The organism is Granulicatella sp. HMSC30F09 (assembly GCF_001806915.1).
Classification (GTDB): Bacteria; Bacillota; Bacilli; order Lactobacillales; family Aerococcaceae; genus Granulicatella; species Granulicatella adiacens.
In genome coordinates this window covers 56,499-81,970 of sequence record NZ_KV786433.1, presented here as the reverse complement: position 1 = coordinate 81,970, position 25,472 = coordinate 56,499, and the positions used below count along the sequence as shown (strand labels likewise).

Annotated in this window: 27 protein-coding genes; all 27 read left to right on the top strand. The window is 36.1% G+C overall.

What is annotated here, in order from left to right; all coding sequences use genetic code 11:
• The 27 genes from comGC to greA all read left to right on the top strand — a co-directional run bounded on the left by comGC (position 1) and on the right by greA (position 25,414).
• Positions 1–294, top strand: coding sequence for a competence type IV pilus major pilin ComGC (gene comGC / locus HMPREF3103_RS07580; protein WP_070438879.1), 294 nt, complete (start codon positions 1–3; stop codon positions 292–294).
• Complete coding sequence (gene comGD / locus HMPREF3103_RS07575) at positions 291–719, top strand: competence type IV pilus minor pilin ComGD (protein ID WP_070438876.1); 429 nt, start codon at positions 291–293, stop codon at positions 717–719. Before comGC ends, comGD begins: the two co-directional genes overlap by 4 nt.
• Positions 697–1,062, top strand: a complete 366-nt coding sequence (locus HMPREF3103_RS07570; RefSeq protein WP_070438873.1) for a hypothetical protein — start codon at positions 697–699, stop codon at positions 1,060–1,062. Before comGD ends, HMPREF3103_RS07570 begins: the two co-directional genes overlap by 23 nt.
• On the top strand, positions 1,022–1,534 hold the full coding sequence (locus HMPREF3103_RS07565) for a type II secretion system protein (RefSeq protein ID WP_070438870.1): 513 nt from the start codon (positions 1,022–1,024) through the stop codon (positions 1,532–1,534). Before HMPREF3103_RS07570 ends, HMPREF3103_RS07565 begins: the two co-directional genes overlap by 41 nt.
• A complete protein-coding gene (locus HMPREF3103_RS07560) occupies positions 1,521–1,871 on the top strand; it encodes a hypothetical protein (protein WP_005605086.1) in 351 nt (116 codons plus the stop codon). The genes HMPREF3103_RS07565 and HMPREF3103_RS07560 overlap by 14 nt, the downstream gene beginning before the upstream one ends.
• Positions 1,872–1,957: 86 nt before the next feature.
• The gene (locus HMPREF3103_RS07555; protein ID WP_246826965.1) at positions 1,958–2,803 is read left to right on the top strand and encodes a helix-turn-helix domain-containing protein; all 846 of its coding nucleotides are present in this window, start codon (positions 1,958–1,960) and stop codon (positions 2,801–2,803) included.
• 10 nt (positions 2,804–2,813) lie between these two features.
• On the top strand, positions 2,814–3,407 hold the full coding sequence (gene pgsA, locus HMPREF3103_RS07550; protein WP_070438864.1) for a CDP-diacylglycerol--glycerol-3-phosphate 3-phosphatidyltransferase: 594 nt from the start codon (positions 2,814–2,816) through the stop codon (positions 3,405–3,407).
• Between the two features lie 72 nt (positions 3,408–3,479).
• Positions 3,480–4,733 carry a competence/damage-inducible protein A gene (locus tag HMPREF3103_RS07545; RefSeq protein ID WP_070438860.1) on the top strand — a complete coding sequence of 418 codons (1,254 nt, stop codon included), beginning with the start codon at positions 3,480–3,482 and terminating at the stop codon, positions 4,731–4,733.
• Positions 4,734–4,818: 85 nt separating this feature from the next.
• A complete protein-coding gene (recA, locus tag HMPREF3103_RS07540) occupies positions 4,819–5,865 on the top strand; it encodes a recombinase RecA (protein WP_048712013.1) in 1,047 nt (348 codons plus the stop codon).
• Between the two features lie 152 nt (positions 5,866–6,017).
• Entirely contained in the window at positions 6,018–7,688 is a 1,671-nt protein-coding gene (locus HMPREF3103_RS07535) for a putative polysaccharide biosynthesis protein (protein ID WP_070438857.1), read from the top strand.
• Positions 7,688–8,404 carry a pseudouridine synthase gene (locus HMPREF3103_RS07530; protein ID WP_070438851.1) on the top strand — a complete coding sequence of 239 codons (717 nt, stop codon included), beginning with the start codon at positions 7,688–7,690 and terminating at the stop codon, positions 8,402–8,404. Before HMPREF3103_RS07535 ends, HMPREF3103_RS07530 begins: the two co-directional genes overlap by 1 nt.
• Before the next feature lie 124 nt (positions 8,405–8,528).
• A complete protein-coding gene (gene pepV / locus HMPREF3103_RS07525; RefSeq protein ID WP_049554710.1) occupies positions 8,529–9,938 on the top strand; it encodes a dipeptidase PepV in 1,410 nt (469 codons plus the stop codon).
• Positions 9,939–10,108: 170 nt separating this feature from the next.
• Positions 10,109–11,830 carry a septation ring formation regulator EzrA gene (locus tag HMPREF3103_RS07520; RefSeq protein WP_070438848.1) on the top strand — a complete coding sequence of 574 codons (1,722 nt, stop codon included), beginning with the start codon at positions 10,109–10,111 and terminating at the stop codon, positions 11,828–11,830.
• 178 nt (positions 11,831–12,008) lie between these two features.
• Complete coding sequence (locus tag HMPREF3103_RS07515; protein WP_070438845.1) at positions 12,009–12,701, top strand: cytochrome c biogenesis CcdA family protein; 693 nt, start codon at positions 12,009–12,011, stop codon at positions 12,699–12,701.
• Positions 12,702–12,719: 18 nt separating this feature from the next.
• Entirely contained in the window at positions 12,720–13,307 is a 588-nt protein-coding gene (locus HMPREF3103_RS07510; RefSeq protein WP_070438842.1) for a redoxin family protein, read from the top strand.
• Positions 13,308–13,323: 16 nt separating this feature from the next.
• On the top strand, positions 13,324–14,439 hold the full coding sequence (gene msrB, locus HMPREF3103_RS07505; RefSeq protein ID WP_070438839.1) for a peptide-methionine (R)-S-oxide reductase MsrB: 1,116 nt from the start codon (positions 13,324–13,326) through the stop codon (positions 14,437–14,439).
• A gap of 122 nt (positions 14,440–14,561) precedes the next feature.
• Complete coding sequence (locus HMPREF3103_RS07500) at positions 14,562–15,308, top strand: response regulator transcription factor (protein WP_049554705.1); 747 nt, start codon at positions 14,562–14,564, stop codon at positions 15,306–15,308.
• Entirely contained in the window at positions 15,305–16,996 is a 1,692-nt protein-coding gene (locus HMPREF3103_RS07495) for a cache domain-containing sensor histidine kinase (protein WP_070438834.1), read from the top strand. The genes HMPREF3103_RS07500 and HMPREF3103_RS07495 overlap by 4 nt, the downstream gene beginning before the upstream one ends.
• A 266-nt stretch (positions 16,997–17,262) precedes the next feature.
• Positions 17,263–19,905, top strand: coding sequence for an alanine--tRNA ligase (alaS, locus tag HMPREF3103_RS07490; RefSeq protein ID WP_070438832.1), 2,643 nt, complete (start codon positions 17,263–17,265; stop codon positions 19,903–19,905).
• A 168-nt stretch (positions 19,906–20,073) separates the two neighbouring features.
• A complete protein-coding gene (locus tag HMPREF3103_RS07485) occupies positions 20,074–20,340 on the top strand; it encodes an IreB family regulatory phosphoprotein (RefSeq protein ID WP_005605102.1) in 267 nt (88 codons plus the stop codon).
• A 1-nt stretch (position 20,341) separates the two neighbouring features.
• Positions 20,342–20,767, top strand: a complete 426-nt coding sequence (gene ruvX / locus HMPREF3103_RS07480; RefSeq protein ID WP_049554702.1) for a Holliday junction resolvase RuvX — start codon at positions 20,342–20,344, stop codon at positions 20,765–20,767.
• Positions 20,768–20,784: 17 nt separating this feature from the next.
• On the top strand, positions 20,785–21,114 hold the full coding sequence (locus HMPREF3103_RS07475; RefSeq protein ID WP_005605104.1) for a DUF1292 domain-containing protein: 330 nt from the start codon (positions 20,785–20,787) through the stop codon (positions 21,112–21,114).
• 125 nt (positions 21,115–21,239) lie between these two features.
• Positions 21,240–22,133, top strand: coding sequence for a helix-turn-helix transcriptional regulator (locus tag HMPREF3103_RS07470; RefSeq protein ID WP_070438831.1), 894 nt, complete (start codon positions 21,240–21,242; stop codon positions 22,131–22,133).
• Positions 22,134–22,193: 60 nt separating this feature from the next.
• Entirely contained in the window at positions 22,194–22,799 is a 606-nt protein-coding gene (locus HMPREF3103_RS07465; protein WP_070438828.1) for a GyrI-like domain-containing protein, read from the top strand.
• A 184-nt stretch (positions 22,800–22,983) separates the two neighbouring features.
• Positions 22,984–24,126 (top strand): endolytic transglycosylase MltG, encoded by a 1,143-nt coding sequence (gene mltG / locus HMPREF3103_RS07460; RefSeq protein ID WP_049554700.1) that lies wholly within the window; start codon positions 22,984–22,986, stop codon positions 24,124–24,126.
• A gap of 4 nt (positions 24,127–24,130) precedes the next feature.
• Positions 24,131–24,763 (top strand): uridine kinase, encoded by a 633-nt coding sequence (gene udk / locus HMPREF3103_RS07455; protein WP_049554699.1) that lies wholly within the window; start codon positions 24,131–24,133, stop codon positions 24,761–24,763.
• A 171-nt stretch (positions 24,764–24,934) separates the two neighbouring features.
• On the top strand, positions 24,935–25,414 hold the full coding sequence (gene greA / locus HMPREF3103_RS07450; RefSeq protein WP_049554698.1) for a transcription elongation factor GreA: 480 nt from the start codon (positions 24,935–24,937) through the stop codon (positions 25,412–25,414).
• The last annotated feature ends 58 nt before the right edge of the window (positions 25,415–25,472 follow it).

Here is a 25,472-nt window from a genome sequence, read left to right as displayed (position 1 = left end):
ATGAAAATGAAAACAAAGAAAAAAGGTTTCACATTAATCGAATTGCTCGTGTGTCTTTTTATTATTGGCTTGATGATGCTACTGATTATTCCGAATATTGCTAAACAAAGGGAAACTGCTCAAAACAAAGCAGATGATGCGATTGTAAAAGTCATTAAGACGCAACAAGAAGCGTATATGTTTGAAAAAAACACAAAGGAAGTTCCAGATGTTCAGAAATTAAAAGAAGAAGGTTTTATCGATGATAATCAGCTAAAAGCCTATAATAATGTTCCAGCTGATAAGAAAAAATGAAACTAAGAGCATTTACACTCGTTGAATGCTTAATATCGCTGGCGATTGCTTGTTTCTTAATGATACTGACACCACCTTTGATTAGTCGTTCCTATGTAAATTGGAAGGAAGAAGTATTTCTTAGAGAGTTTGAGCAAGTAATGGATACAGCACAGATTACAGCTATTTCAACGGGCAAAGGTTCATTTGTGACAGTTTTAGGCGGCCTAGTGGAATTAAATTGTCATGGAGCAAGAGAACTGGATAAGAAGATTCATTTTCCAGATACAATGAAGAGTTATTCAATTCAAACGTATAGTTTCAAACCTTATAGTGGGAATGTAAGTCAGTTTTCATCCGTGACTTTTGATGGACAGAATCGCAGATACACTTATGTTTTTCAATTAGGGGAGGCTAAGTATCATGTTGAAATTACCGACAAGTAGAGGATATGTATTGCTTGAAGCGTTAATAGGGCTGATGGTTTTATCGGTTATTGTCTCCTTAATTAGTTTTACGGTAGGGCAACTGTACCGCCGGCAACAACTAAAAGGATGCTTTTTGGATGCAGCATCGACACAGCTAATGGATTTACAAGCTAGCGCTACTTATCCTACAACTATTGATAAATTGCCAAATGAAGAGTTCCAAAAGATGAAAAAAGTTACACTAGAAAAGCTAAATTCAACAGGCTCGCCAACAATAGTAACAGTATCTTGTGGAGAACATAAGGAGGTGTTCCACATCAATGCAATTACCGAGAAAAAGGTCCGGATTTCTTCTCATTGAACACCTCTTGGCTCTTGTCATTATCTCTATTAGTTTAGTGGCATTTATGGGACTTTGCACAGCGTTTTTAAAAATCAAAGATCGACTCAATGTTCCTGATGATATTAAATGGCATGTAGCAGTACAACAGATGAATTATAATTATGCTGGATATAGACTGAAGTCATTTAACGGCTACAATCCTTATATTGCATATTTTGAAAACATGACATCTGAGAAAACAGAGGTGATTACATTAGTTTCTAGTTGGAGGGACGGAGGGAAGATTTATAAAGGATCAGGAGGAAGTGGAGGACACCAACCATTTCTCTACGGCATTCGCTCCTTATCCATTCAAAGAAATGGTAGCAGATTACTGATGTTACTAACTTTAAATCAAGGGAATACTTTTCGATTAAATTTTGCACCAAAGAATCGTGTTATTTACATCAAAGTGAAAGAGGTAAAGGAAAAGAAAAATGATAAACCCTAAAAGAAAAGGAACATTACTTTTTCAGTTTTTAGCACTCCTTGCTATTGCTAGTTTCCTCATCATTGCTCTATTAAAAATTCATGCCCATAACACTCTTGAATATCGCCTTCTAGAAGATGGGTATCGAATGGATTTATTGCTCGAGATGGCGAGTCAAAAAGTGCGTCAAAGGCTTTCTTTTAAAGGGGATGAAATGACTTTTCCGGATAATATTCAATTTTCTAATGGCACAGTGAGGGTAGAATGGAACGAGAAAGCACATCAATTTATATTAAAGGCATACCTTCCAAATGGCCACACGAAAGAAGATACACTAATTATTCAGTTTGTAAAATAAACCAAACGCTAGATAGCAACTTCTTTTGTTTTTTTCATTTTCAAGATATGGTATACTTTTCAATGAGAAAATGAAAAGATGGTGAAATGATGACACAAACAATCGGAGAAATTTTAAAAAGTGCAAGGCAATTAAAAGGATACACTCTTGATGACTTGCAACAAATTACAAAAATTCAAAAACGTTATTTAATTGCAATTGAAGATAATGACTTTGACTTGATGCCAGGTGCTTTTTATACACGTGCGTTCATTAAACAGATTGCGGACACAGTTGGTTTAGACGGAGCAGCTTTATTAGAAGAACATGCATCAGAAATTCCACAAGCAACTGTTAAAACAACGACTTCTACAGCTACTTCGGTTTCAGTAACAAGTAATCGTACACGTTTAAATAAGAATAAGAGTAAATGGTCTTCAATATCAGATACTTTAAAGAATTATTTCCCTACAATTTTATTGGGAATGTTCATAGTAGCGATTATTTTTGCAATTGGACAAGCGGTTTTAAACACTCGTAGTCAAAGAAATAATCAGGTTACCACACAAGTAACGACTCAGCAAAGTGCTGTACAAGAAACCACGGTTGCTACTACAACAACAAAAGCTCCCGAAGTTACTAGTGTAAATTACTCATACGCGAATGGGAATGCTTTATACTATACTGCTCAAGTAAGTAAATTCCCTCTAGAGGTTAAAGTGTTGAACCAAGCAAGAACAGATCTTTGGGCTCAAATCTCTGCAGATGGAACAGTTGTCGCTGATGGAGTACCAAGTACTGGGCAAACAGTTTCTGGTTCTATTCCAGAAGGAACAACTACCATTCGTATGGATTTTGGTTATACACCTTTAGGAACGATTACCGTTGGAGGAGTTGAACTAAAAATTCCAGAAGGTTCAACTGCAAATAGAATTTATATTACAGTACAATAGGAGAAACTCAGTGAATTTACCAAATAAATTAACCGTAATGAGAATTTTCATGATCCCGGTATTTATCGTTCTCATGAGTTTGCCAAGTGAAGCGTTCGGTACGATGAATCTTTTAGGTTCACAAATAAACCTTGTACACTTCTTGGCAATGATTATTTTCGCGGTAGCTAGTTTTACAGATTATCTTGATGGCTATTTAGCTCGCAAATACAAATTAGTAACAAACTTTGGGAAGTTTGCAGATCCTTTAGCAGATAAAATGTTAGTGATGACAGCTTTCATCATGCTTGTTTCATTTAGTTTAGCTCCTGCATGGGTGGTTAGTATCATTGTCTGTCGTGAATTAGCAGTAACTGGTCTACGACTATTACTAGTAACTGATGGAGAAGTTATGGCTGCGGCCTGGCCAGGAAAAGTGAAAACTGCTACTCAAATGTTGGCGATTATTTTTCTGTTGACGGATGATTTGTTCTTTAAGCCAATTGGAGTTCCAATTGGACAAATCTTATTATATAGTTGCTTAGTATTTACAATCTATTCAGGTTTGGATTATTTTGTAAAGAATCGACATGTATTTGCGGATTCATTTACTAAAACAGAATAACTAATGAAGCCTGAAACATTATTGTTTTGGGCTTTATATTTTTACGAAAAAGAGTGTAAGGAAGGCGAAAAAATGAATGCGGAAATTATAGCAGTCGGAACTGAACTACTTATGGGTCAAATTGTAAATACGAATAGCGCGTATTTAGCTCAAGAATTGGCAAAAAATTCGATTCCAACTTACTATCAACAAGTGGTTGGTGATAATGAAGAAAGAATGGTTGAAGCAATTGAATTAGCCGCTTCAAGAAGTGAGTTGATTATTCTCTCTGGCGGACTTGGGCCAACAACAGATGATATAACTAAGCAAGTATTGGCGCGCTTTTTAGAAGTGCCACTAGTTGAAGATGAAAAAGCTCTTCAAAAAGTGATTGAGTTTCATGTGCGTTCTCATAGGGATATGAGTGAAAATAATCGTAGACAGGCATTAGCCTTTGAAGGTGGAACGGTTTTTAAAAATCATAACGGACTTGCAGTAGGGTGCGGTTTTGAAAAAGATGGACGACAATTCATTGTCTTACCTGGACCACCAAATGAATTGAAAATGATGATGCAAAAAGAAGTGTTGCCTTTCTTACGTAAGAAAGTGGGCAAAGTGGATTTATTCGAATCACGTTATTTACGATTCTTTGGAATTGGAGAATCACGCTTAGTAACCATTTTAGAAAATCTAATTGAAGAACAAACAAATCCGACGATTGCACCATATGCTGGTAAATTTGAAGTAATGCTTCGTTTAACGGCCAATGGGGAAACAGAAGAAGAGTGCAGAGATCTTCTGGATGGAATGGAACTACTTATCCAATCGCAAGTAGGAGAATTTTTCTATGGATACGGGGACCACAATACATTACAAGAAGTGACGGTCGGTTTACTAAAAGAATCTGGACTCACGATTGCCTCTGCCGAAAGTTTGACAGGAGGATTGTTTGCAGCAAGTGTCGTTGCCTTTGAAGGAAGCTCATCCTACTTCCAAGGAGGAACAGTCGCTTATCAAAGAGAAGCGAAAGAAACGCAACTAGGAATCGATAGTACCTTGCTGGAACAATACGGAATGGTTAGTGCAGAATGTGCCAAGGCCATGGCGGAACAAGCAAGACTCCATTATCAAAGTGATTTAGGCATTTCATTTACGGGAGTTGCAGGGCCAAGTGAAATGGAAGGAAAAGAAGTCGGAACGATTTTCGTCGCATTAGCTTCCAGGACAGACGTAGAAGTTCTTGAATTACACCTTGCACGTAATCGTAACGATAATCGTGAATTCGCAGTACAACATGGATGGAATTTACTCAGAAAATATTTATTAAAACAAGTTCGAACAAAATAAGAACAAATGTTCGCATATTGCTTGCGCATGGAATAGAACATAGTGTACAATAAGTTTGACTTAAAATTCGTGGAGGAATTAAAACATGGCAGAAAATGAAAATCGTCAAAGAGCATTGGAAGATGCGTTAAAGAAAATTGAAAAGAGCTACGGTAAAGGTGCCGTAATGAAATTAGGAGAAAAAGTAGATACACAAATCCAAACAGTATCTTCAGGGTCTCTTGCATTAGATATCGCATTAGGCGTAGGTGGGTTCCCACGTGGACGTATCATCGAAGTATACGGACCAGAATCATCAGGTAAAACAACCGTTGCACTTCATGCGGTTGCAGAAGTTCAAAAACGTGGTGGAGTAGCAGCGTTTATCGATGCTGAGCATGCTCTAGATCCGGAATACGCAAAAGCTTTAGGCGTAAACATTGATGAATTACTATTATCTCAACCAGATACAGGGGAACAAGGATTAGGAATTGCAGATGCGTTAGTATCATCAGGAGCAGTTGACATTGTGATCGTTGACTCAGTTGCTGCGTTAGTTCCGCGTGCCGAAATCGATGGCGACATGGGACAATCACACGTAGGGCTTCAAGCTCGTTTAATGTCTCAAGCACTACGTAAGTTATCAGGTTCTATTAACAAAACAAAAACAATCGCGATCTTTATCAACCAAATTCGTGAAAAAGTGGGCGTTATGTTCGGAAATCCTGAAACAACGCCTGGTGGACGTGCATTGAAATTCTACGCGACTGTTCGTTTAGAAGTGCGTCGTGCAGATCAAATCAAACAAGGTACGGAAATTTTAGGGAACCAAACTAAAATTAAAGTTGTTAAAAATAAAGTGGCTCCACCATTTAAAACAGCTGTTGTGGATATCATGTACGGAGAAGGAATTTCTCAACTTGGGGAATTACTCGACATGGCAGCAGACCTTGACTTCGTGAAGAAGAGTGGTGCATGGTACGCTTATAACGACGAGAAGATTGGTCAAGGTCGTGAGAATGCAAAAGCATACTTGGCAGACCATCCTGAAGTCGTTGCTGACTTGAACCAAAAAGTTCGTGCTCACTATGGCATTGGAGTGGCAGCTCCTGTTGAAGTGGAAGAAGAAGGACAAACAAGTTTATTAGACTAATCAAATCAATAAAAAGAATCGGGCTAATGGCTCGGTTCTTTTTTATGCAAAGTTTAGTAACTGCTTAAGGTTTCATAAGAATGCTAGCATTTTACTTTAAAATAATGTACTCTTATGGTTGGTATAATTTAAGAAAGAGGATTTATCAATATATGTTTAAAAGAAAGCCTTATGTAGGCCTAAGTGATAAAATTCGAAATCAGAAAAATTCGCAACAAATTCTCTTGGAAAGTTCATCTTGGTTAACGATTGGGAATATCGTCTCAAGATTACTTGGAGCGCTCTATATCATTCCTTGGGGAATGTGGATGGGTGCCGACCGAGATAATGCGAACTACTTATATTTTATCGCCTATAATATTTATGCATTAGTATTACAAATATCAACAGCTGGAATTCCGGTTGCAATTTCTAAAATCGTAGCGGACAACCATGCAAGAAGAGACTATAAGACGAGTTGGAGATTGTTCAAAGGAACAATGCTCTTTATGACGTTCTTAGGGTTTGTATTTGCGGCAGGAATGTATTTTGCAGCGCCACTGTTTGCAAAAGGAGCTACTCCTGAAGAGATTGCGGATAGTATTTTGGTTATCCGTTCGCTAACGCCAGCGGTACTCATTATTCCACCGCTTAGCTTAATGCGTGGATACTATCAAGGATATAATGAGATGGCTGCTTCTGCGAAATCTCAATTATGGGAGCAAGTAGTCCGTATCTTGTATATGTTAGGATTAACGTATTTTGTGATGCGTGTTATAAACGGCGGATTCGTAATCGCTGTAGCACATTCTACATTTGCGGCCTTTGTCGGAGCGGTCATTGCGTTCTTATACTTAGCTTATAAGATGTTACGCGACCATAAAGGCATGATGGAATTAATGGAAGAGGGTCGTCCTGAACGTCCATTAAGTTTCTGGAAGATTATTCTGGAAGTAATGCGGGAGGCGTTACCTTTCGTATTAGTGACTTCAAGTATTCAAATCATCAGTTTGATTGACCAAGAAACCTTCCAACGTTTCGTGCCAATCTTTACAACTTACTCTTTTGAAGAAGGTAAAGAACTCATCACCTTGTTTGGATTTAATGCGAATAAGATTATTATGATCGTGATTTCTCTAGCAATGAGTATTTCGACAGCGGCACTACCACTGCTTGCGGCTCATTATTCTGTGAATGACCGTGAAGAAGTCAAACGTGTCATAGCGAACAATCTTGGATTATTTGCGTATATTATGATTCCAGCTTCTGTCGGGATGGCGATTGTATCGGAACCAATATATAATGTGTTCTATTCACCAGATCCAACTGGAACGTATTTATTAGTTGTCTCATGCGTCATGTGTGTGTTCTTAGGATTATTTGTAACGTTCACATACATATTACAATCGATGGAACAACATATCATCGCCATTAAAGCTTTAGGATTTACAGTGATTATTAAATTGCTATGGCAACCAATGATGATGTACTTCCTTGGCGGAGCAGGTCCGTTAATTGCGAGTTCGGTTGCGTTCTTTGTAGCTACACTGTATATGTGTCGCCACGTTCTTCGATTGACTCGATTCGATTTGAATTACGTATTGAAGAAATTTGGTCAAGTGCTTCTTGCTTCTTTTGCAATGGCTGTGACTTCTGCGATTACATTATTTGCAATTAAACAAGTCATGCCAATTGGTGGTAAAGTACGTGCTTTAATTGCAGTTGCTGTAGTTGGTCTTGTCGGAGTAGCGACATACGGACTGATTACGCTGAAGAATCGATTAGCAGATGAAATGCTTGGCGCTCGTATTGGTGGCATTCGTCGTAAATTGAGGATGAAATAATGAGAATAGATAAATGTTTAGCAGATTGTGGCCTTGGAACTCGTTCCGAGGTCAAATCTTTATTAAAGTCAAAAAAAATTACCGTTAATGGGAAAGTCGTAACGAATGGGAAAGTTCAAGTGAATCCTGAAACGGATGAGATTTTATTCGATGGTGAAAAAATTCAGTATGAAGAATTTGTTTATATTATGATGAATAAACCTAAAGGAGTCGTCAGTGCCACAGAAGATAATCTTCATAAAACGGTTCTGGATTTAATCGATCCGCTCTATTTAAAAAAAGGGGTCTTTCCGGTAGGTCGTTTGGATATCGATACTCATGGTTTGTTGCTTCTAACCAATGATGGAGAGTTGGCGCACCGTCTTCTTTCTCCGAAGAAACACGTCACAAAAATCTACCAAGCAAGAGTTGATGGGGTGATGACTCCTGAAGATGCCGCTGCTTTTGAGAGGGGCATTGTGTTATCGGATGGGATGGAGTGCATGCCTGCACGTTTGGATATTCTTTCAACGACGCAGGATGAATCGGTTGTTCAGATTCACCTGAAAGAGGGAAAATTCCATCAGGTGAAACGAATGGTCAAAGCTTGCGGGAAAACCGTTGTAGATTTAGAGCGACTCACGATGGGGCCACTCAATCTAGATGAGCGTCTCACGTTAGGAGAGAGCAGACCATTAACCGAAGAAGAACTACAATCATTAATGAACAATGAATAACGAAAGCTTAGGAGAAATCCTAAGCTTTTATTTGTTTTAGAAAGTGTTTAACCGCTTTTCATCGCTTTGTAAAAATGGTAAGATAAGACTATTGAATCTACTTGATAGAGATTGGAGCGATTGGATGACAATTGATTGGAAAAAAGAAGTAGAACTTCGTAAAGAAGATTTATTAAAAGATTTATTTACATTATTACGTATTGACAGTGTACGTGATGATTTAAAAGCGACAGAGGAAGCGCCTGTAGGTCCTGGGCCTAAAGAAGCACTAGAAGCTTTCTTGGCAATCGGTGAACGTGATGGTTTCACAACAAAACAAGTTGGTAACTTAGCAGGGCATATCGAATTTGCACCAAATCCTGACTTTAAAGAAACTCTTGGAGTTTTAGGTCACGTGGACGTTGTTCCAGTGGGGACAGGATGGGAGACAGATCCGTTTGAACCACAAATCATCAATGATCGTATTTATGCACGTGGATCAAGTGATGATAAAGGACCAAGTATGGCAGCTTATTACGCGCTAAAAATCATTAAGGAATTAGGATTACCAGTTTCTAGACGTGTTCGTTTCATTATCGGAACAGACGAAGAATCCGGTTGGAAATGTATGGATCGTTACTTCCAAACAGAAGAAATGCCAGATTTTGGTTTCTCGCCAGATGCAACATTCCCAATTATTAACGGGGAAAAAGGAATTCTGTCATTACACTATGATATTCCAGGTGAAGCATCAGAAGGGGATTACCAATTACTAAGCTTCGATGCAGGCTTACGTGAAAACATGGTTCCTCAAGATGCGCATGCGGAAATTATTGTGCCAAATGAAAACGAAGTGGTGGACCGCTTCTTTGCATATGTTGCTGCAAATCCTATTGAAGGAACTGCTCAAGTTTTGGACGGGAAAGTAGTTCTTGATGTGGTTGGTAAATCAGCGCACGGTTCAACTCCGGATAAAGGTATCAACGCCGGAACACACTTAGCGAAATTCTTAAACCAATTTAACTTCAAAGGCAATGCGAAGAAATATTTAGCATTTGCCGCTGAAGTATTACATGAAGATACAGAAGGTAAAAACTTAAAAGTGGCTTATAACCATGAAGTGATGGGACCATTAACAGCTAATGCCGGAATCTTCACTTATACTCCAGAATTAGGTGGGGTAGCTGTAGTAAACTTCCGTTATCCACTAGGGGTCACTGCTGAAGGTCTTGAAATTAAGACAGAAGTAGTTGCTTCAGGATATGGCTTCACAGTTGCTCACGGTAAAGCACAAGTGCCTCACTATGTATCTCCAGAAGATGAGTTAGTGTCAACCTTATTAGAGGTATATCACCGTCAAACGGGATTACCTGCACATGAACAATCAATCGGTGGTGGTACATACGGACGTATCTTCGAACGTGGTGTAGCGTATGGAGCGCTATTCCCAGACTCAATCGATACAATGCACCAAGCAAATGAATTCTTCGCTTTAGAGGATTTATTCAGATCTACAGCGATTTATGCAGAAGCGATTTACGAATTAATTAAGTAAAATTTTCGGGAAAGGTGGATGATCTTCATCCACCTTTTCTTTTTGCATTAGAATTACAAAAAATCCCGTGATTTCTTAAAAGTTCTTTGCTATTCGTTTGTAAAACGTGCTATACTACTAATGATATTATGTGTGAAAACTGTAAATTATTCATTTTTGGAGGCTAAAGCATGGGATTTATAATCTTTCTAGTGCTGATTGTAGTACTAGGTGCTGCAGTATATGGAACAGCAATCTATTTAACAAGAAAACAAAATAAAGTGATTGAGGAATTATCTGAGAAAAAAGATAAGTTAATGGCAGTGCCAATTGCGGATACTTTCTATACTTTGAAGAATCTAAATCTAACAGGTCAAACAAAGAGAACATACGAAACATGGCAAGCGACTTGGCAAACAATCACACGTTTTAGATTTCCTGAAATTGAAGCTGCTCTAGTAAGCGCAGAACAATATATTCAAAAATTAAACTTCTTTAAAGGTAGACAAGTTACTCAACAAGCTGAGAACTTAATTGAAGAAACAAAAGCGGAAGTTGATAAAATTTATTCAGCATTACAAAAATTACTAGATAGTGAGAAACAAAATAGAGCTGAGTTAGATTTATTACAAGAACGCTATGCTTCAATGAGAAAAGATTTATTAGCACATAGTTTTTCATTTGGAGAAGCCTTAGAGACTTTAGAAAAACGTTTGGCATACTTAGAGTTAGACTTCGCGAAGTTTAATACTTTAACAAACGAAGGAGATCACTTAGAAGCTAAGGAAGTACTTGGACGTATTGAGAAAGAGATGAAAGAATTTGAATCCATCGTAGAACAAGTTCCTCAACTCTTAAAAGAAATCGATACTGTCTATAATGAGCAAGTGGAAGATCTAAAACAAGGCTACAAGAGAATGGTTGAAGAACATTATCAATTCTCAAAAATTTCTATTCCTGATGAAATTGAGAGCATTGAAAAAACGATTCAAGTGGCCCGTAACCATATTGCTGCTACAGAATTAGAGGAAGCTCGTCAACAATTAGATAAAGTGGCTCGTGAAATCGACCAACTTTACGATGTGATGGAAGCGGAAATTGAAGCACGTGAATTTGTATATCGTAACAAAGCGCAAGTTGAAAAACGATTGAACCAAGTATTACAAAGCAACCGTTATGTGAATATCGAGGTTGATCGTGTATCACAAAATTATATTTTATCGAATAATGAGTTTGTTCGTGTTCAAGAATTTGCTGAACAATTAGAAAAAGAACAAGAAGCTATTCAATACTACAGCAAGGCGATGGAAAATCATCAAGTGCCTTACTCAGTTGTTAAAGAACATTACGAACTCGTCCTTGATAAATTAAATAGTATTGATGAAGATCAAACGGATTTAGTGAATACATTATCTGACTTACGTAGCCAAGAAAAAGCGATTCGTGATGGATTAGATGTCTTCGAATTAGACTTACGAAATATGAAACGTACAATTGAGAAGTACCATTTACCAGGTCTTCCAAAAGAATACTTAGAATTGTTCTTTGCAACAAGCAATCGTATTGAGCAATTATGGCAAAAAATGAATCGTGTGAAGTTAGATATGAGTGAAATTAACGCCGCAAATAATGTGATTGAAGAGGATGTTGAGAAATTAGATATCCTTACAGAGCAAATTGTGGATAACGCTCAATTAACGGAGTATATGATTCAACATGCGAACCGTTACCGTTTATCCCATCCTGAAATCGAAACAGCCATTGGTCGTGCCCTTGACCAATTTAACCATACATTCAAATACGATGAATCATTACAAATTATTGAATCAGCGTTAGAAACTGTGGAACCAGGTGCAGGTAACCGAGTACGTCAAAACTACCAAGCAGAAAAGAATAACAGCTTATTCTTCTAATGTAAATATTCTAGCCACGTGAGTGAGAGCTCACGTGGCTTTTTCTATGCATTGAGAGCTTACTTTCAATCAATTAAACATAAGATATCGTATTATATTCAAGTTTTTTGGATTGAAAATCTATATTTCTTTATAGAGGTTAGGAGTATACTGAAAGTACAAATGAAGGAGGGGTATAATGGATTTTGTTTTTATGGGTAGCGTATTTTTGGCGGGGCTTTTATCGTTTTTTTCACCTTGTGTTTTACCGCTATTCCCAGTATATTTTGGAGTTTTAATGAGTGAACAAGATGGTAAACATATTCAGATTGGAAAAGTTTCTATTTATTGGAAACCAATTATCCGGACACTGATTTTTATAACGGGAATCTCAACAGTCTTTTTCTTTCTCGGATTTGCAGCAACTATCTTAGGAAGCTTGATATACAACTCGTGGTTCAATATTTCTTTAGGAGTTATGATTGTTATTTTAGGCTTACATCAGATGGAATTCTTTCATTTTTTATTTTTACAAAAGCAAAAGACTGTACAGTTTGAAATGAAGAATCAAAAGTCTTTATGGAGTAGTTACTTACTGGGACTTAGCTTTAGTTTTGGTTGGACACCTTGTGTAGGTCCTGTACTCAGTGCAGTGTTGTCATTAATTTCAACACAACAAGCTAGTCCTTATTATGGAGTACTTTTATTATGTCTCTATATTCTTGGATTATCTATTCCATTCTTAATACTATCGATTGCATCAACTTTGGCATTTAAAGTCTTCAATCTTGCAAAAAAACGTTTAATGTTATTAAAAAAACTTGGTGGTTTAGTGATTGTGTTGATGGGCTTAGCTATTATTTGGGCACAGCTGCCACAAATACTTCACTAATGAAAAGGAGAAATCATAATGAAAAGAAAATTAATGTTAGCAGTATTTAGTACATTTTTATTAGCTGCTTGTCAAAACTCACAAATGGGTATGGATAAAATGGATATGAAAACTACGACTGAAGAAATGGGAAAGATGAGCGAGCAAAAGACAGAAAATAAAGATTCAATGAATGGAACAATGGGGATGGATGAAGTGAGTGATTATACTTTTAAAACTCTAGATGGAAAAGAAGTTTCTCTAGCAGATTATAAAGGGAAAAAAGTTTATTTGAAGTTTTGGGCTTCATGGTGTCCAATCTGTTTAGCTGGACTTGCTGATATTAATCAATTAGCGGACATGCCTCCCAAAGATGCAGTCGTTCTGACTGTTATTGCACCAGGTGTGAATCGTGAAAAAAATTTAGACGACTTTAAAGAATGGTTTTCTGGGTTGGACTATAAAACACTTCCAGTTTTAGTAGATAATAATGGCCAGTTTTTAAAAAAATTAGGAATCGTTGGGTACCCATCTTCAGCTTTTATTGATGCAAATGGGAAAGTGGTAAGAGTTCAACCAGGTCACGTAACGAATGAAGATATCGTGAAGACTTTAGAAACACTCTAGAAGAGGAGAAAGCAGAATGGATAAAAAACTAATGATTTCAGTCTTTGCCTTCATTATTTTATTAGCGGGAGCTTTGTATTTTGGTAAAGGCAATACAGTAGTCAGTTCTTCTGAATCAGAATCGATTTCAAAAAAGGTCACGAATCTGATTGAAAAAGAAGAAAACAAATCCAATACCAAAAAGGAGGCAACAAATATGAAAGAAATTTATTTGGCAGGAGGCTGCTTTTGGGGGCTTGAGGAATATTTTTCAAGAATTAATGGGGTAATTGATGTTGTTAGTGGTTACGCCAATGGGAATGTAGAAACAACCAATTATCAACTTATTCATAGTACAGACCATGCTGAGACAATTCATGTAACTTATGATGCGGATAAAGTTTCCCTAAGAGAATTATTATTATATTACTTTAGAGTGATTGATCCTTTTTCAGTGAATAAACAAGGAAATGATGTAGGCCGCCAATATCGTACAGGAATTTATTATACAGATGAAGCCGATAGTAAGATTATACAGGAGGTCATGAAAGAAAAAGAAGAACAATTAGGAAAAAAATTAGCAGTTGAAACGGAAAAACTACGCCATTTCGTAGTTGCTGAAGACTACCATCAAGATTACTTAAAGAAACATCCAAATGGATATTGTCACATTGATGTGAAAAAAGCAAATGATCCAGTTATTGATGCGAATATGTATCCACTTCCTGATGAGGAGACTTTAAAGAAAACATTGACAAAGGAACAATATGCTGTAACTAGAGAAAATCGTACAGAATTAGCATTTTCAAATCAATATTGGAATAATCATGAAAAAGGAATCTATGTAGATGTAGCGACAGGAGAACCACTATTTTCTTCACGAGACAAATTTGATTCTGGATGTGGATGGCCAAGTTTCACGAAACCAATCTCTTCAGAAGTAGTTACTTATCATGAAGATAATAGTTTTAATATGAAACGAGTTGAGGTAAGAAGTCGTATTGCAAATTCTCATTTAGGCCACGTGTTTGAAGATGGCCCTAGTGATAAAGGCGGACTACGATTCTGTATTAATAGTGCTTCCATTAAGTTTATTCCTCTGGATGAAATGGATTCTAAAGGATATGGTTATTTGAAAGACTTTGTTAAATAGAAATAGATGCTTTAGAGGAGAGGGGTTAATGATGGGAATTTCTCTCTTTTAAAGCATTTTTTATGCAAAACTCACTCGAAAAAGTTTTATGAAAGAGTATAATGGAAACAGGAGGGGATTTTATGTATTCAATCTTGATTGTAGAAGATGAACCGGTTATCCGAAAAGGGATTGCTTCTCTTGTTGATTTTGAAAGTTTGGGGATATCAGGCGTTCTAGAGGCCGAAAATGGGGAACAGGCGATAGCAATGATTCAAGAGCAGGCGCCAGATATTTTGATGACGGATATTAATATGCCAAAAATGGATGGAATTACTTTGGCTCAATTAGCAAGAGCTGAATTTCCACAATTAAGAATTATCTTTTTAACAGGATATGATTATGTGGATTACTTGCTATCAGCAGTTAAATTAGGGGTCGATGATTATATTCTAAAGCCTGTTACCAAAACAGAAATTGAATCCTTGCTTATAAAAGTTGTCTCAAAATTGAATGAAGAAGAAAAACAAAGAAGACTATTAGAATTAGCCAGTAAGAATACCAGTCAATCTGAATCTGTTCACTTTGAGAAATTGATTTTAGAGAAATTATCTAATCCGGAATTATCTCTAGTAGAACTGGCAAAACAATTAGGATTTAGTTCGAATTATTTAAGTATGCTTATAAAGAAAGAACTTGGTAAGTCTTTCCAAGAATATGTAACAGAGCAGCGCATTCAAATGGCGAAAAGACTTTTATTATCTACCGATATGAAAATTTATGAGATAGCAGAAGCCGTAGGGATTGAAGATATGAATTATTTTTCCTACCGATTCAAATCAATAGTGGGAGTTACTCCAAAAAAATTTAGAAACGGAGCTAATGTATGAGAAAAAAGTCTTTAGCAACACGTTTATTTGGATATCTGAGTTTAATGCTATGTGTACTTGTAGTCATCATTGGTAGCTTCTATTGGGTTCAAAGTAGTGAACTGTTTCATAGAGAAGTGGAAGAGCATACGATTCATGAGATAGATACGAGTGCAAAATATATTGAGCAATATGTTAGTAATTTAAAATCAACCTCAATAGCATTAGCGCAATCAAAAGAAATTCAAACCTATGCCCAAAACGACCATGCAAACAACAAGGATACAATTCATCAGTTGTTTGATACTATTTTAAAGAGTCATCCAGACTTTAGAGCCATCCTGTTTGTGACAAAGGATGGTAGAATTTTAAAGACTGGCATGGACGAAGAGATGGTAACATCTACAGATATGATGGCGCAAGAATGGTATAAAGAAGCTATCCTAAAATCAAACACGCCTATTATCAAATCGACGAAGAATAATAGTAATCAAGTGGTTATTTCTATTAGTCAGGAAATAAAAGGAGAAGATGGACAACATCTTGGTGTGATTCGTTTAGATGTAGATTATCAAGAATTAGAAAAGTATGTTAAAGAACTTTCTTTAGGAACAAATGGATATGCTTTTGTCATTGAAAAAGATGGCACAATTATTTATCATCCGGATTCTGAAGTGTTCGAGTCGGTAGAAAAACAAATGTCTGTTCAAGATATCTCCAATAGTCCGATGGATTCGATGGTTTCTGAAGATTACTTTGTTCATAAGAGTACCATTGGAAACGGTGATTGGGTCTTAGTTGGGGTAAGCTCGTTTAGTAGTTTTAAAGAGACGTCGTTCAAATTGCTTGCGATTGTGAGTGCTGTTGGGATTGTTAGTTTAATGATTTGTATGTTTGGAATTTATGCTCTGATGCGTTATCAACTGCTTCCTGTAAAACAATTAGGCCAGGTCATGAAGAAAGTTGAAGAGGGAGACACTACGATTCGAGCACAGGAGAACGGTGCGCAGGAATTCCAAGTGTTGGCTGCTAGTTTCAATCAAATGTTAGAAAAAATTGAAAAACTCATGCAGGATGAAAAGGAACAAGAAGCACTGACCAGAGTTTATGAATTAAAGGCATTAACGAGTCAAATTAATCCGCATTTTCTATATAATACTTTGGAGACTATTATTTGGATGGCTGAATTTCAAGACCATAAAAAAGTAGTAGAAATTACAAAAGCACTCTCTAATTATTTTAGACTTTCGCTGAATGCGGGAAATGAATTAGTAACATTACAACAAGAAATAGAGCATGTACGACAATATTTATTTATTCAAAAGGAAAGATATGGCGATAAGTTAAATTATCGAATCGATTTTTCAGAAGAAATTCCTCCGATTATGATTCCAAAAATTGTTATTCAGCCTCTCGTAGAAAATGCAATCTATCATGGAATTAAAGAAATCGATAGACCAGGGCAAATTGATATTACACTTCTAAAGATTGATGAATGGATTGAAATTTGCATTGCCGATAATGGCGTCGGAATGAGTGGGAAAGAAACTTCATCAAAACAGCTTGGTGGTATTGGAATTAAGAATGTCACTGAACGATTGAAACTATTTTTTGGGGAAGCATTTACGATGACGATTGACTCAAAACCAAATGAGTATACAAAAGTCTATTTACGCATTCTGATAAAAAGGCAACAAGACTTGCAATAGTTGACAAAACTAGACGCTTTTCGTATACTTCTAAAGGTAAGCAGTCGGATTGAGATTTTACCTATTAGAGAGGCTTGTCTGGTGAAAATAGCCATCAAAATCGTGCTCCCGATTGAAAACTTTGTAGAAATACAAACGCCCTTCCAGCGTTATCGGAATTAGAGATGAATGAACAGCTGTTTCATTGTAAGCAAGGTGGTACCGCGGTAGGACGCCCTTGCAGCAATGGAGCAGTTTTTTTATTTACAAAATGAAGGAGAATGAAGATGAAAAAATTATCAAGTAGCGAAATTCGTCAAATGTACCTTGATTTCTTCCAAGAAAAAGGACATAAGGTGCATCCAAGTGCGAGCTTAATTCCTGTAAACGATCCAACATTATTATGGATTAACTCAGGGGTTGCCACTCTTAAAAAATACTTCGATGGAACAGAAACACCAGAAGTTCCACGTATTACCAATGCTCAAAAGAGTATTCGTACAAACGATATTGAAAACGTAGGACACACAGCTCGTCACCATACATTATTCGAAATGATGGGGAACTTCTCAATTGGAGATTACTTCAAAGAAGAAGTAATTCCATGGGCATGGGAATTCTTAACAAGTGAAAAATGGTTAGGTCTTGATCCAGACCGCCTATACGTAACTTATTATCCAAAAGATCCAGAAACAAAAGCATTGTGGATGGATAAAGTTGGTCTTCCTGAAGATCACATCATTCCAGTAGAAGATAACTTCTGGGATATCGGTGCAGGTCCATGCGGTCCGGATACTGAGATTTTCTACGACCGTGGAGAAAAATATAATAACTTAGCAGAAGATGATCCAGAAAACTATCCTGGTGGAGAAAACGAACGTTACTTAGAAATTTGGAACTTAGTATTCTCTCAATTCAACCATATGCCAGACGGAACTTATCCACCATTACCACATAAGAACGTCGATACGGGGATGGGTCTTGAACGTGTAGTTTCTGTTATCCAAGACACACCAACAAACTTCGAAACAGACTTATTTATGCCAATTATTAAGCAATTAGAAAGCTTAAGCGCTGGTAAGAAATACAATGACTCTAAGGAATTAGATGTTTCATTCAAAGTAATCGCTGACCACATTCGTGCAGTAAGCTTTGCGATTGGGGATGGCGCGCTTCCTTCAAACGAAGGTCGTGGATATATCATCCGTCGTTTAATCCGTCGTTCTGTAATGCACGGACAACGTTTGGGAATTCAAGGTTCATTCTTAACTAAATTAGTTCCAACTGTTGCTCAAATTATGCACAGCTACTATCCTGAAGTTACTGAAAATATGGAATTCATCCAAAAAGTGATTGCAAACGAAGAAAATCGTTTCCAAGAAACAATTCACGATGGTTTAGCAATCTTAGAAACTATTTTTGCCGATATGAAAGCTTCTAATGAAACAACACTTTCTGGCGAAAATGCGTTCAAACTATATGACACTTACGGATTCCCATATGAATTAACATTAGAATACGCTAGCGACAATGGGTTCACAGTCGATGAAGAAGGCTTCCAAGCAGAAATGCAAGCGCAAAAAGATCGTGCGCGTGCTGCTCGTAATACAGAAACATCAATGAACGTACAATCTGCAGTATTACGTGATATCACTGTAGAGAGTGAATTCGTTGGATATGCTTCAACAACTGAAGAAGGCGTGTTAAAAGCGATTGTTGTGGATGATGAATTAGTTGAATCTGCACATAAAGATGCTCATGCTCAATTAGTATTCGACCGTACACCTTTCTACGCTGAAATGGGTGGACAATTAGCAGACCACGGTACAATCCAAGATGCAAACGGTACCGTTGTAGCGAATGTCTTACAAGTGAAGAAAGCTCCTAACGGACAACCATTACACACAGTTGAAGTGTTAGGCGACTTACAAGTAAACGCAACTTACACATTAGTGGTTGATGCTTCTGAACGTGCGAAAATCATTAAAAACCACACAGCAACTCACTTATTACACCAAGCATTAAAAGATGTTCTAGGAACTCACGCAAACCAAGCTGGTTCTCTTGTAACACCAACTGGTTTACGTTTCGACTTCAGTCACTTCGGACAAGTTACTTCTGAAGAATTAGCTGAAATGGAACGTATTGTAAATGAGAAAATCTGGGCTGGGTTAGAAGTGGTTACGATTGAAACTACACTAGAAGATGCGAAAAGCCGTGGGGCAATGGCACTCTTTGGTGAAAAATACGGTAAATTAGTTCGTATGGTAAACATTGGCGACTGGTCAATCGAACTTTGTGGTGGTATCCACGTTGGAAACACTCAAGAAATCGGATTGTTCAAGATTGTTTCTGAATCTGGTATCGGTGCCGGTGTTCGTCGTATCGAAGCTGTTACAAGTAAAGAAGCCTTTGACTTATTAAGCCATCACGAAAACTTATTAAAACAAGTGGCTGCTGAAGTCAAAGCAATCCAATTAGATACTGTTGTAGAACGCGTGGCTACTTTAGGTCAAGAATTGAAAGAAGCAAATGGCGAAATTGCGAAGCTAAAAGCTAAAATCATGAAAGCTGAAGTCGCGGATGTCTTCAACAATGTAGAAGAGGTGAACGGAACTTCATTCATTACCGTTTCTCTAGAAAATAAAGAAATGGATGAATTACGTCAATTAGCAGATACTTGGAGACAAAAAGGTGCGAGTGATATCTTCGTAGTAGGTACTGCTTCTGCGGTTAAAGCCAATCTTTTAGTAGCCGTATCTAAAGATGCTAATGCAAAAGGATTAAAAGCAGGCGATATCATTAAGGCGATTGCTCCAGCTATTCAAGGTGGAGGCGGAGGCCGTCCTGATATGGCTCAAGCAGGTGGTAAGAACCCTGCAGGTATTCCACAAGCATTCGAATTGCTTAAAGAATATTTAGCTAAATAAGGCCAAAATTTGGAAACCTTCCTTAAGCTTATGAATGAGTTTTAAGGAAGGTTTTTATTGTGATAGCAAAGGAAAGGCTTTCTAAAAGTTTAAGAATCGGTAAGTATCGATTGTAGTTTTACTGAAAATCCTGTAAAATAAGCATATATATTGAAATGAGGTGTCAGTATGAGTTCAATAGATGAAACAGTCCTATTTAAGTTTAATGAAAAGGATGAAAAAAGCGTTCAAGAAACTTTAACTATCGTGTATGATGCGTTGAATGAAAAAGGATATAGTTCAATCAATCAAATTGTAGGATATTTATTGTCTGGCGATCCAGCGTATATTCCTAGACATAAAGATGCGCGAAATTTAATCCGTCGTCACGAAAGAGATGAGATTTTGGAAGAACTCATTAGACATTATATTCGTTCTACAGGAAGAGATGCCTAATATGAGATTGATGGGCTTAGATGTCGGAAGTAAAACTGTGGGCGTCGCCGTTAGTGATTTAATGGGATGGACTGCTCAAGGAGTTGAAACGATTCCGATAAATGAAAATGCTTCTGAATTTGGCTTTAAACGTGTTGTCGAGTTAGTGGAAGAGTATGGCGTTGAAAAAATCGTCATTGGTCTACCAAAGAACATGAATAATACGGAAGGGCCAAGAGTAGAGGCTTCTCGAAGATATGGAGCAAGTCTAGAGAAAAGACTCCAAATTCCCATTGTTTTTCATGATGAGCGCCTTACTACGATGCAAGCTGAAAGGATGCTTGTAGAAGAAGGAAATGTTTCAAGAAAAAAAAGAAAGCAAGTCATTGATATGCTCGCAGCAGTCATGATTTTACAAAACTATTTAGATTTAAATGGAAATCAATAAAAGAAAGAGGAAAGAAAATGACAGAACATTCACATCACGAACACGATCATGAACATGATCACTTAGAAGGACATGAAGGTCACGAACATATTACAATCGTTGACGAAGAAGGAAACGAAATTTTACACGAAGTATTATTTACTTTTGAATCAGAAGATTACAATAAATCATATGTTTTATGCTATCCAGCAGGAATTCCTGAAGGTGAAGAAGTAGAATTACAAGCATTTTCATATGTAGAAGCTGAAGATGGTACTGAAGGTCAATTAAACCCAATCGAAACAGAAGCTGAATGGGATATGATTGAAGAAGTATTAAACACATTCTTAGCAGAAGAAGATTTATAATCACAAAAGACCAAGGGTAACCTTGGTCTTTTATTTTTTTTAGAGGAATATAGTTTTATTTATAAAACCTGACAGAAGATGTCAACATTAAAAGAGTATAATCCATTAAGAGGTGAAGATAATGTATGAAAAATAATAGATTGTTTCGACTGCTATATTATGTTCTATCGAAAAGAAAAGTCACAGCATCACAGCTAGCGGACCATTTTGAAGTCTCAATTAGAACAATCTACCGAGATATTGATAATCTTAGTAGTGCGGGTATCCCTATTTACGCCACACAAGGGAAAGGGGGAGGCATTGAGATTTCTAGAGAGTTTATTTTGAATCAATCTTTGTTATCTCAAGAAGAAAAGGAACAAATAATGAATTCCTTACAAGGATTAGAGGCAACAAGTGACTTATCTGACAAAAATCTTCTTATGAAATTGTCTGCCTTATTTAATATGGAGATGATCAATTGGATTGAGGTTGATTTTCAAGGATGGAATTCTACACATGACACAGCATTATTTCAAAATTTGAAGCTGGCGATTTTGAATAAAAATTTAATTTCATTCGACTATTATAGCCATCTACAAGAAACTACAAGAATAGTCAAGCCAATTCGATTATGGTTTAAAAGCTTTAATTGGTATTTATATGCATTTTGTTTGTCTAGAAATAATTATAGATTATTTAAATTATCCAGAATAAAAAATTTGAAGACTTTGAAAGAAAGATATGAGGATTCTTTTGAGGAAATTTCGTTGAATGAATTAAAAGTACCAGATAATATGATTTCTCTTCAGGTTAAATTTGATAAAAGAGTGGCATATCGCGTTTATGATGAAATAACTACCGAGATCACTGTTGATGAGAATGGAGATTTATTGACAACTATTGAACTCCCGAATGATGAAAGAGTGGTTAGTTACTTATTCTCCTATGGCTCAAATGTCGAAGTACTTCAACCAAAAGAAATACGCCTACAAATAAAGCAATTGATTCAAACAATTGGAGAAAAATATAAAACATGACATGGGTTGGCAAGTATTCAATCGTATAATAAGAGTATCAAATAGAAAGGCGTGAGAAAAATGAAGTATGAATGGAGAAAACAAGAGAAAGAATTATACGGTGTAAAAACCAAAGCTGTTTTAGTAGATGTTCCAAAGCAAAAGTTCATTACGATTAAAGGACAAGGAAATCCAAATGAAGAAGATTTCTCAAATAGAATTTCCGCTTTATACTCAGTCGCTTATGGTATAAAGATGCTGTTTAAAAAAGCAGCATTGAATAATGAAATTAATGATTTTACTGTTTTTCCTTTAGAAGGTCTATGGCAAAAAGGAGATAGGGTTGAATTTGATAAAAATGATTTAAGTTATATTTTAATGATTAAACAACCCACACTCATCACTGAAGAAATATATTATCAAGCTATGGAAATCGTAAAGCAAAAAAAGCCTAATGATTTATATGAAGAAATCGCCTTTAAAGAATTTGAAGAGGAAAAAGCGATTCAAATTTTACACTTAGGAAGTTTTGATGATGAACCTCAATCTTTTGAGAAGATGGATAAATTGGCTACAGAATTACAATTAAAAAGAACATCTAATGTGCATCGGGAAATATATTTAACAAATAAAAACAGAACGAGCGAAGAAAAGCAAAAAACAATTCTAAGATATTCAGTAGAATAAATCCCCAAAAGGTAACAGTATGAATAGATACTGTTGCCTTTTATTGAATATAAACTAGCTTAAAATATTGTTATATGAACGTTCTAACTCCCTTTTGTAATTGAGTTTCTTCATTTTTTTATAATAATAGGGTATAATAACTACAACTATGGTTACCTTATGTGACTATCTTAGGAGGAAAACAATGTCTCAAAATGAACATAAAAAGCATTCCTTAATTTCCGAGACGGATTCTAAAAGAGATATCCGAAAGAAGGAAACGTCTATTATTAAAAAGATTATGAAGTACTTCATGATTGCACTTCTAGCAATTGTTCTAATTGGAGGAATCTTTACTTGGAACTACATTAACGGTGAAGTAAAACCTGTAGATAGCGAACAAACAGAATTGGTTGAATTTGAAATTAACCAAGGAGAATCTGTTAAAGATGTTGCAAATCATTTGAAGGAAAAAGAGTTTATTCGTAATTCAAAATTTTTTACGTTCTATTTAAAGTTTAAAAATATCGCAGGATTTAAGGCAGGAGCTTACCAAGTTTCAAAAAGTATGACTTTAGATGAAATTATTGAAGAGCTCTCGGGTAAAGGAAAAGAGAAAAACTTGAATGCAACGAAGGTTGTGATTCGAGAAGGAGAGCAACTGAGTGATATTTCTAAAGAAGTTGCAAAATCAACGAAATACTCAGCTGAAGATTTTATGGCTAAAGTTCAGGATAGTGGTTTTATTGAATTGTTAGTTCAAAAGTATCCTAAATTATTAACGCAGTCATACAATTCATATAATGTGAAATATGTTCTAGAAGGATTTCTTTTCCCAGCAACTTATGATATGAACGATAATAAAACACTTCAAATGTTAATCACTGAAATGGTTGCTAAAACAGATGAAGTGTTATCAAAATATTACTCCCAAATTGAAGCTAGTCCCTATACTTTACAACAAATTATGGCTTTAGCTTCCTTAATTGAAAAAGAAGGGGTTAAACTCGAGGATCGTAAGAAGATTGCTAGTGTCTTCTATAATCGTCTTGAAAAAGGCATGATGCTTCAAACAGACGTTGCTGTTCAATATGCTTTAGGAGAACATAAAGAAGCACTATCATTGAAAGATTTAGAAGTGGATTCTCCATATAACTTATACCAAAATTACGGTGTAGGGCCAGGACCTTATAATAGTCCAAGTGAGGATTCTATTGTTGCCGCACTAGAACCTGAAAAAACGGATTATTTATACTTTGTAGCGGATATTCATACGAAAGAAATTTATTTTGCGAAAACGTATGAAGAACATTTAGAATTAAAAGCTAAATATGTGGATAAGGAGTAAGGTCATGGAAAAGAGAAAGCCAATTGTTATCGGAGTTACTGGTGGCTCAGGAAGTGGGAAAACAAGTGTTAGTCGAAAAATTTTGGAGAATTTCCCGGAATTAACGATTGTGAAAATTGATCAAGATTACTATTATAAAGATCAAAGTCATATGCCGTTTGAAGAACGTTTAAAAACAAACTATGACCACCCATTTGCTTTCGATACAGATTTATTAATTGAACATATGAATAAATTAATCAATTTTGAATCGATTGAAGAACCAGTATATGATTACGAAAATCATACAAGAAGCGACAAAACAATCCATCAAGAGCCAAAAGATGTTATTCTGATTGAAGGTATTCTTATTCTTGAAGATAAACGCTTGCGTGATTTGATGGACATCAAGGTATATGTAGATACAGACGATGATATTCGTATTATTCGCCGTATTAAACGTGACATGGTGGAACGTGGAAGAACACTCGATTCAATTATTCATCAATATATGTCTGTTGTAAAACCAATGCACCATCAATTTATTGAGCCTACTAAAAAGTTTGCAGACATCATTATTCCTGAGGGTGGATCGAACACAGTTGCAATTGACTTAATGACCACAAAAATAGCTTCTATTTTAAGAGAATTAGCTTAATATTTGGGCCTTTGAACTTGTTTCAAAGGTCTTTTCTATACAAAAAATTCACTAAAATTTCTTAAAATCATATAAAAATAATGAATAGGGCTTGCAATCTTCACTATAAAATGTTAAAGTTTTAGCATTGTAGATTGAGATAATCTAAAAAACAATATAGGGGAGAGTTGTATGACTGAAAAAGTATTTCCAATGACGCTTGAAGGAAAAGCAAAACTTGAGGCCGAATTAGAAGAATTAAAAGTCGTTAAACGTAAAGAAATTGTGGAGCGAATTAAGATTGCTCGTAGTTACGGTGACTTATCAGAAAACTCTGAATATGAATCAGCGAAAGATGAACAAGCATTTGTTGAAGGACGTATTTCAACATTAGAAAAAATGATTCGTTTTGCTGAAATTATTGACGATAACAATGTTGAAAAAGATGTTGTTTCATTAGGTAGAAAAGTTACGTTTATCGAATTACCAGATGGAGATGAAGAAACTTATACGATTGTTGGTAGTGCAGAAGCAAACCCAATTGAAGGTAAGATTTCAAATGATTCTCCAATTGCCAAAGGAATTATTGGTAAAAAATTAAATGAAGAAGTAGTTATTCCAACACCAGGTGGGGAAATGAAAATCCGAATTATTGATATTCAATCTGCTTAATTCATAATATTGTAAAAAGCTAGGGAACTTCCTAGCTTTTTTGTATATCATTCTTTAG

Coding starts and splice junctions, on each gene's coding strand:
- HMPREF3103_RS07520 (WP_070438848.1), top strand. CDS start 10,109: ATGGGATTTATAATCTTTCTAGTGCTGATTGTAGTACTAGGTGCTGCA.
- HMPREF3103_RS07530 (WP_070438851.1), top strand. CDS start 7,688: ATGAGAATAGATAAATGTTTAGCAGATTGTGGCCTTGGAACTCGTTCC.
- HMPREF3103_RS07475 (WP_005605104.1), top strand. CDS start 20,785: ATGACAGAACATTCACATCACGAACACGATCATGAACATGATCACTTA.
- HMPREF3103_RS07570 (WP_070438873.1), top strand. CDS start 697: ATGTTGAAATTACCGACAAGTAGAGGATATGTATTGCTTGAAGCGTTA.
- msrB (WP_070438839.1), top strand. CDS start 13,324: ATGGATAAAAAACTAATGATTTCAGTCTTTGCCTTCATTATTTTATTA.
- ruvX (WP_049554702.1), top strand. CDS start 20,342: ATGAGATTGATGGGCTTAGATGTCGGAAGTAAAACTGTGGGCGTCGCC.
- HMPREF3103_RS07555 (WP_246826965.1), top strand. CDS start 1,958: ATGATGACACAAACAATCGGAGAAATTTTAAAAAGTGCAAGGCAATTA.
- HMPREF3103_RS07465 (WP_070438828.1), top strand. CDS start 22,194: ATGAAGTATGAATGGAGAAAACAAGAGAAAGAATTATACGGTGTAAAA.
- HMPREF3103_RS07510 (WP_070438842.1), top strand. CDS start 12,720: ATGAAAAGAAAATTAATGTTAGCAGTATTTAGTACATTTTTATTAGCT.
- HMPREF3103_RS07495 (WP_070438834.1), top strand. CDS start 15,305: ATGAGAAAAAAGTCTTTAGCAACACGTTTATTTGGATATCTGAGTTTA.
- HMPREF3103_RS07485 (WP_005605102.1), top strand. CDS start 20,074: ATGAGTTCAATAGATGAAACAGTCCTATTTAAGTTTAATGAAAAGGAT.
- HMPREF3103_RS07545 (WP_070438860.1), top strand. CDS start 3,480: ATGAATGCGGAAATTATAGCAGTCGGAACTGAACTACTTATGGGTCAA.
- comGD (WP_070438876.1), top strand. CDS start 291: ATGAAACTAAGAGCATTTACACTCGTTGAATGCTTAATATCGCTGGCG.
- mltG (WP_049554700.1), top strand. CDS start 22,984: ATGTCTCAAAATGAACATAAAAAGCATTCCTTAATTTCCGAGACGGAT.
- HMPREF3103_RS07560 (WP_005605086.1), top strand. CDS start 1,521: ATGATAAACCCTAAAAGAAAAGGAACATTACTTTTTCAGTTTTTAGCA.
- HMPREF3103_RS07470 (WP_070438831.1), top strand. CDS start 21,240: ATGAAAAATAATAGATTGTTTCGACTGCTATATTATGTTCTATCGAAA.
- alaS (WP_070438832.1), top strand. CDS start 17,263: ATGAAAAAATTATCAAGTAGCGAAATTCGTCAAATGTACCTTGATTTC.
- HMPREF3103_RS07535 (WP_070438857.1), top strand. CDS start 6,018: ATGTTTAAAAGAAAGCCTTATGTAGGCCTAAGTGATAAAATTCGAAAT.
- pepV (WP_049554710.1), top strand. CDS start 8,529: ATGACAATTGATTGGAAAAAAGAAGTAGAACTTCGTAAAGAAGATTTA.
- comGC (WP_070438879.1), top strand. CDS start 1: ATGAAAATGAAAACAAAGAAAAAAGGTTTCACATTAATCGAATTGCTC.
- udk (WP_049554699.1), top strand. CDS start 24,131: ATGGAAAAGAGAAAGCCAATTGTTATCGGAGTTACTGGTGGCTCAGGA.
- recA (WP_048712013.1), top strand. CDS start 4,819: ATGGCAGAAAATGAAAATCGTCAAAGAGCATTGGAAGATGCGTTAAAG.
- greA (WP_049554698.1), top strand. CDS start 24,935: ATGACTGAAAAAGTATTTCCAATGACGCTTGAAGGAAAAGCAAAACTT.
- HMPREF3103_RS07515 (WP_070438845.1), top strand. CDS start 12,009: ATGGATTTTGTTTTTATGGGTAGCGTATTTTTGGCGGGGCTTTTATCG.
- HMPREF3103_RS07565 (WP_070438870.1), top strand. CDS start 1,022: ATGCAATTACCGAGAAAAAGGTCCGGATTTCTTCTCATTGAACACCTC.
- HMPREF3103_RS07500 (WP_049554705.1), top strand. CDS start 14,562: ATGTATTCAATCTTGATTGTAGAAGATGAACCGGTTATCCGAAAAGGG.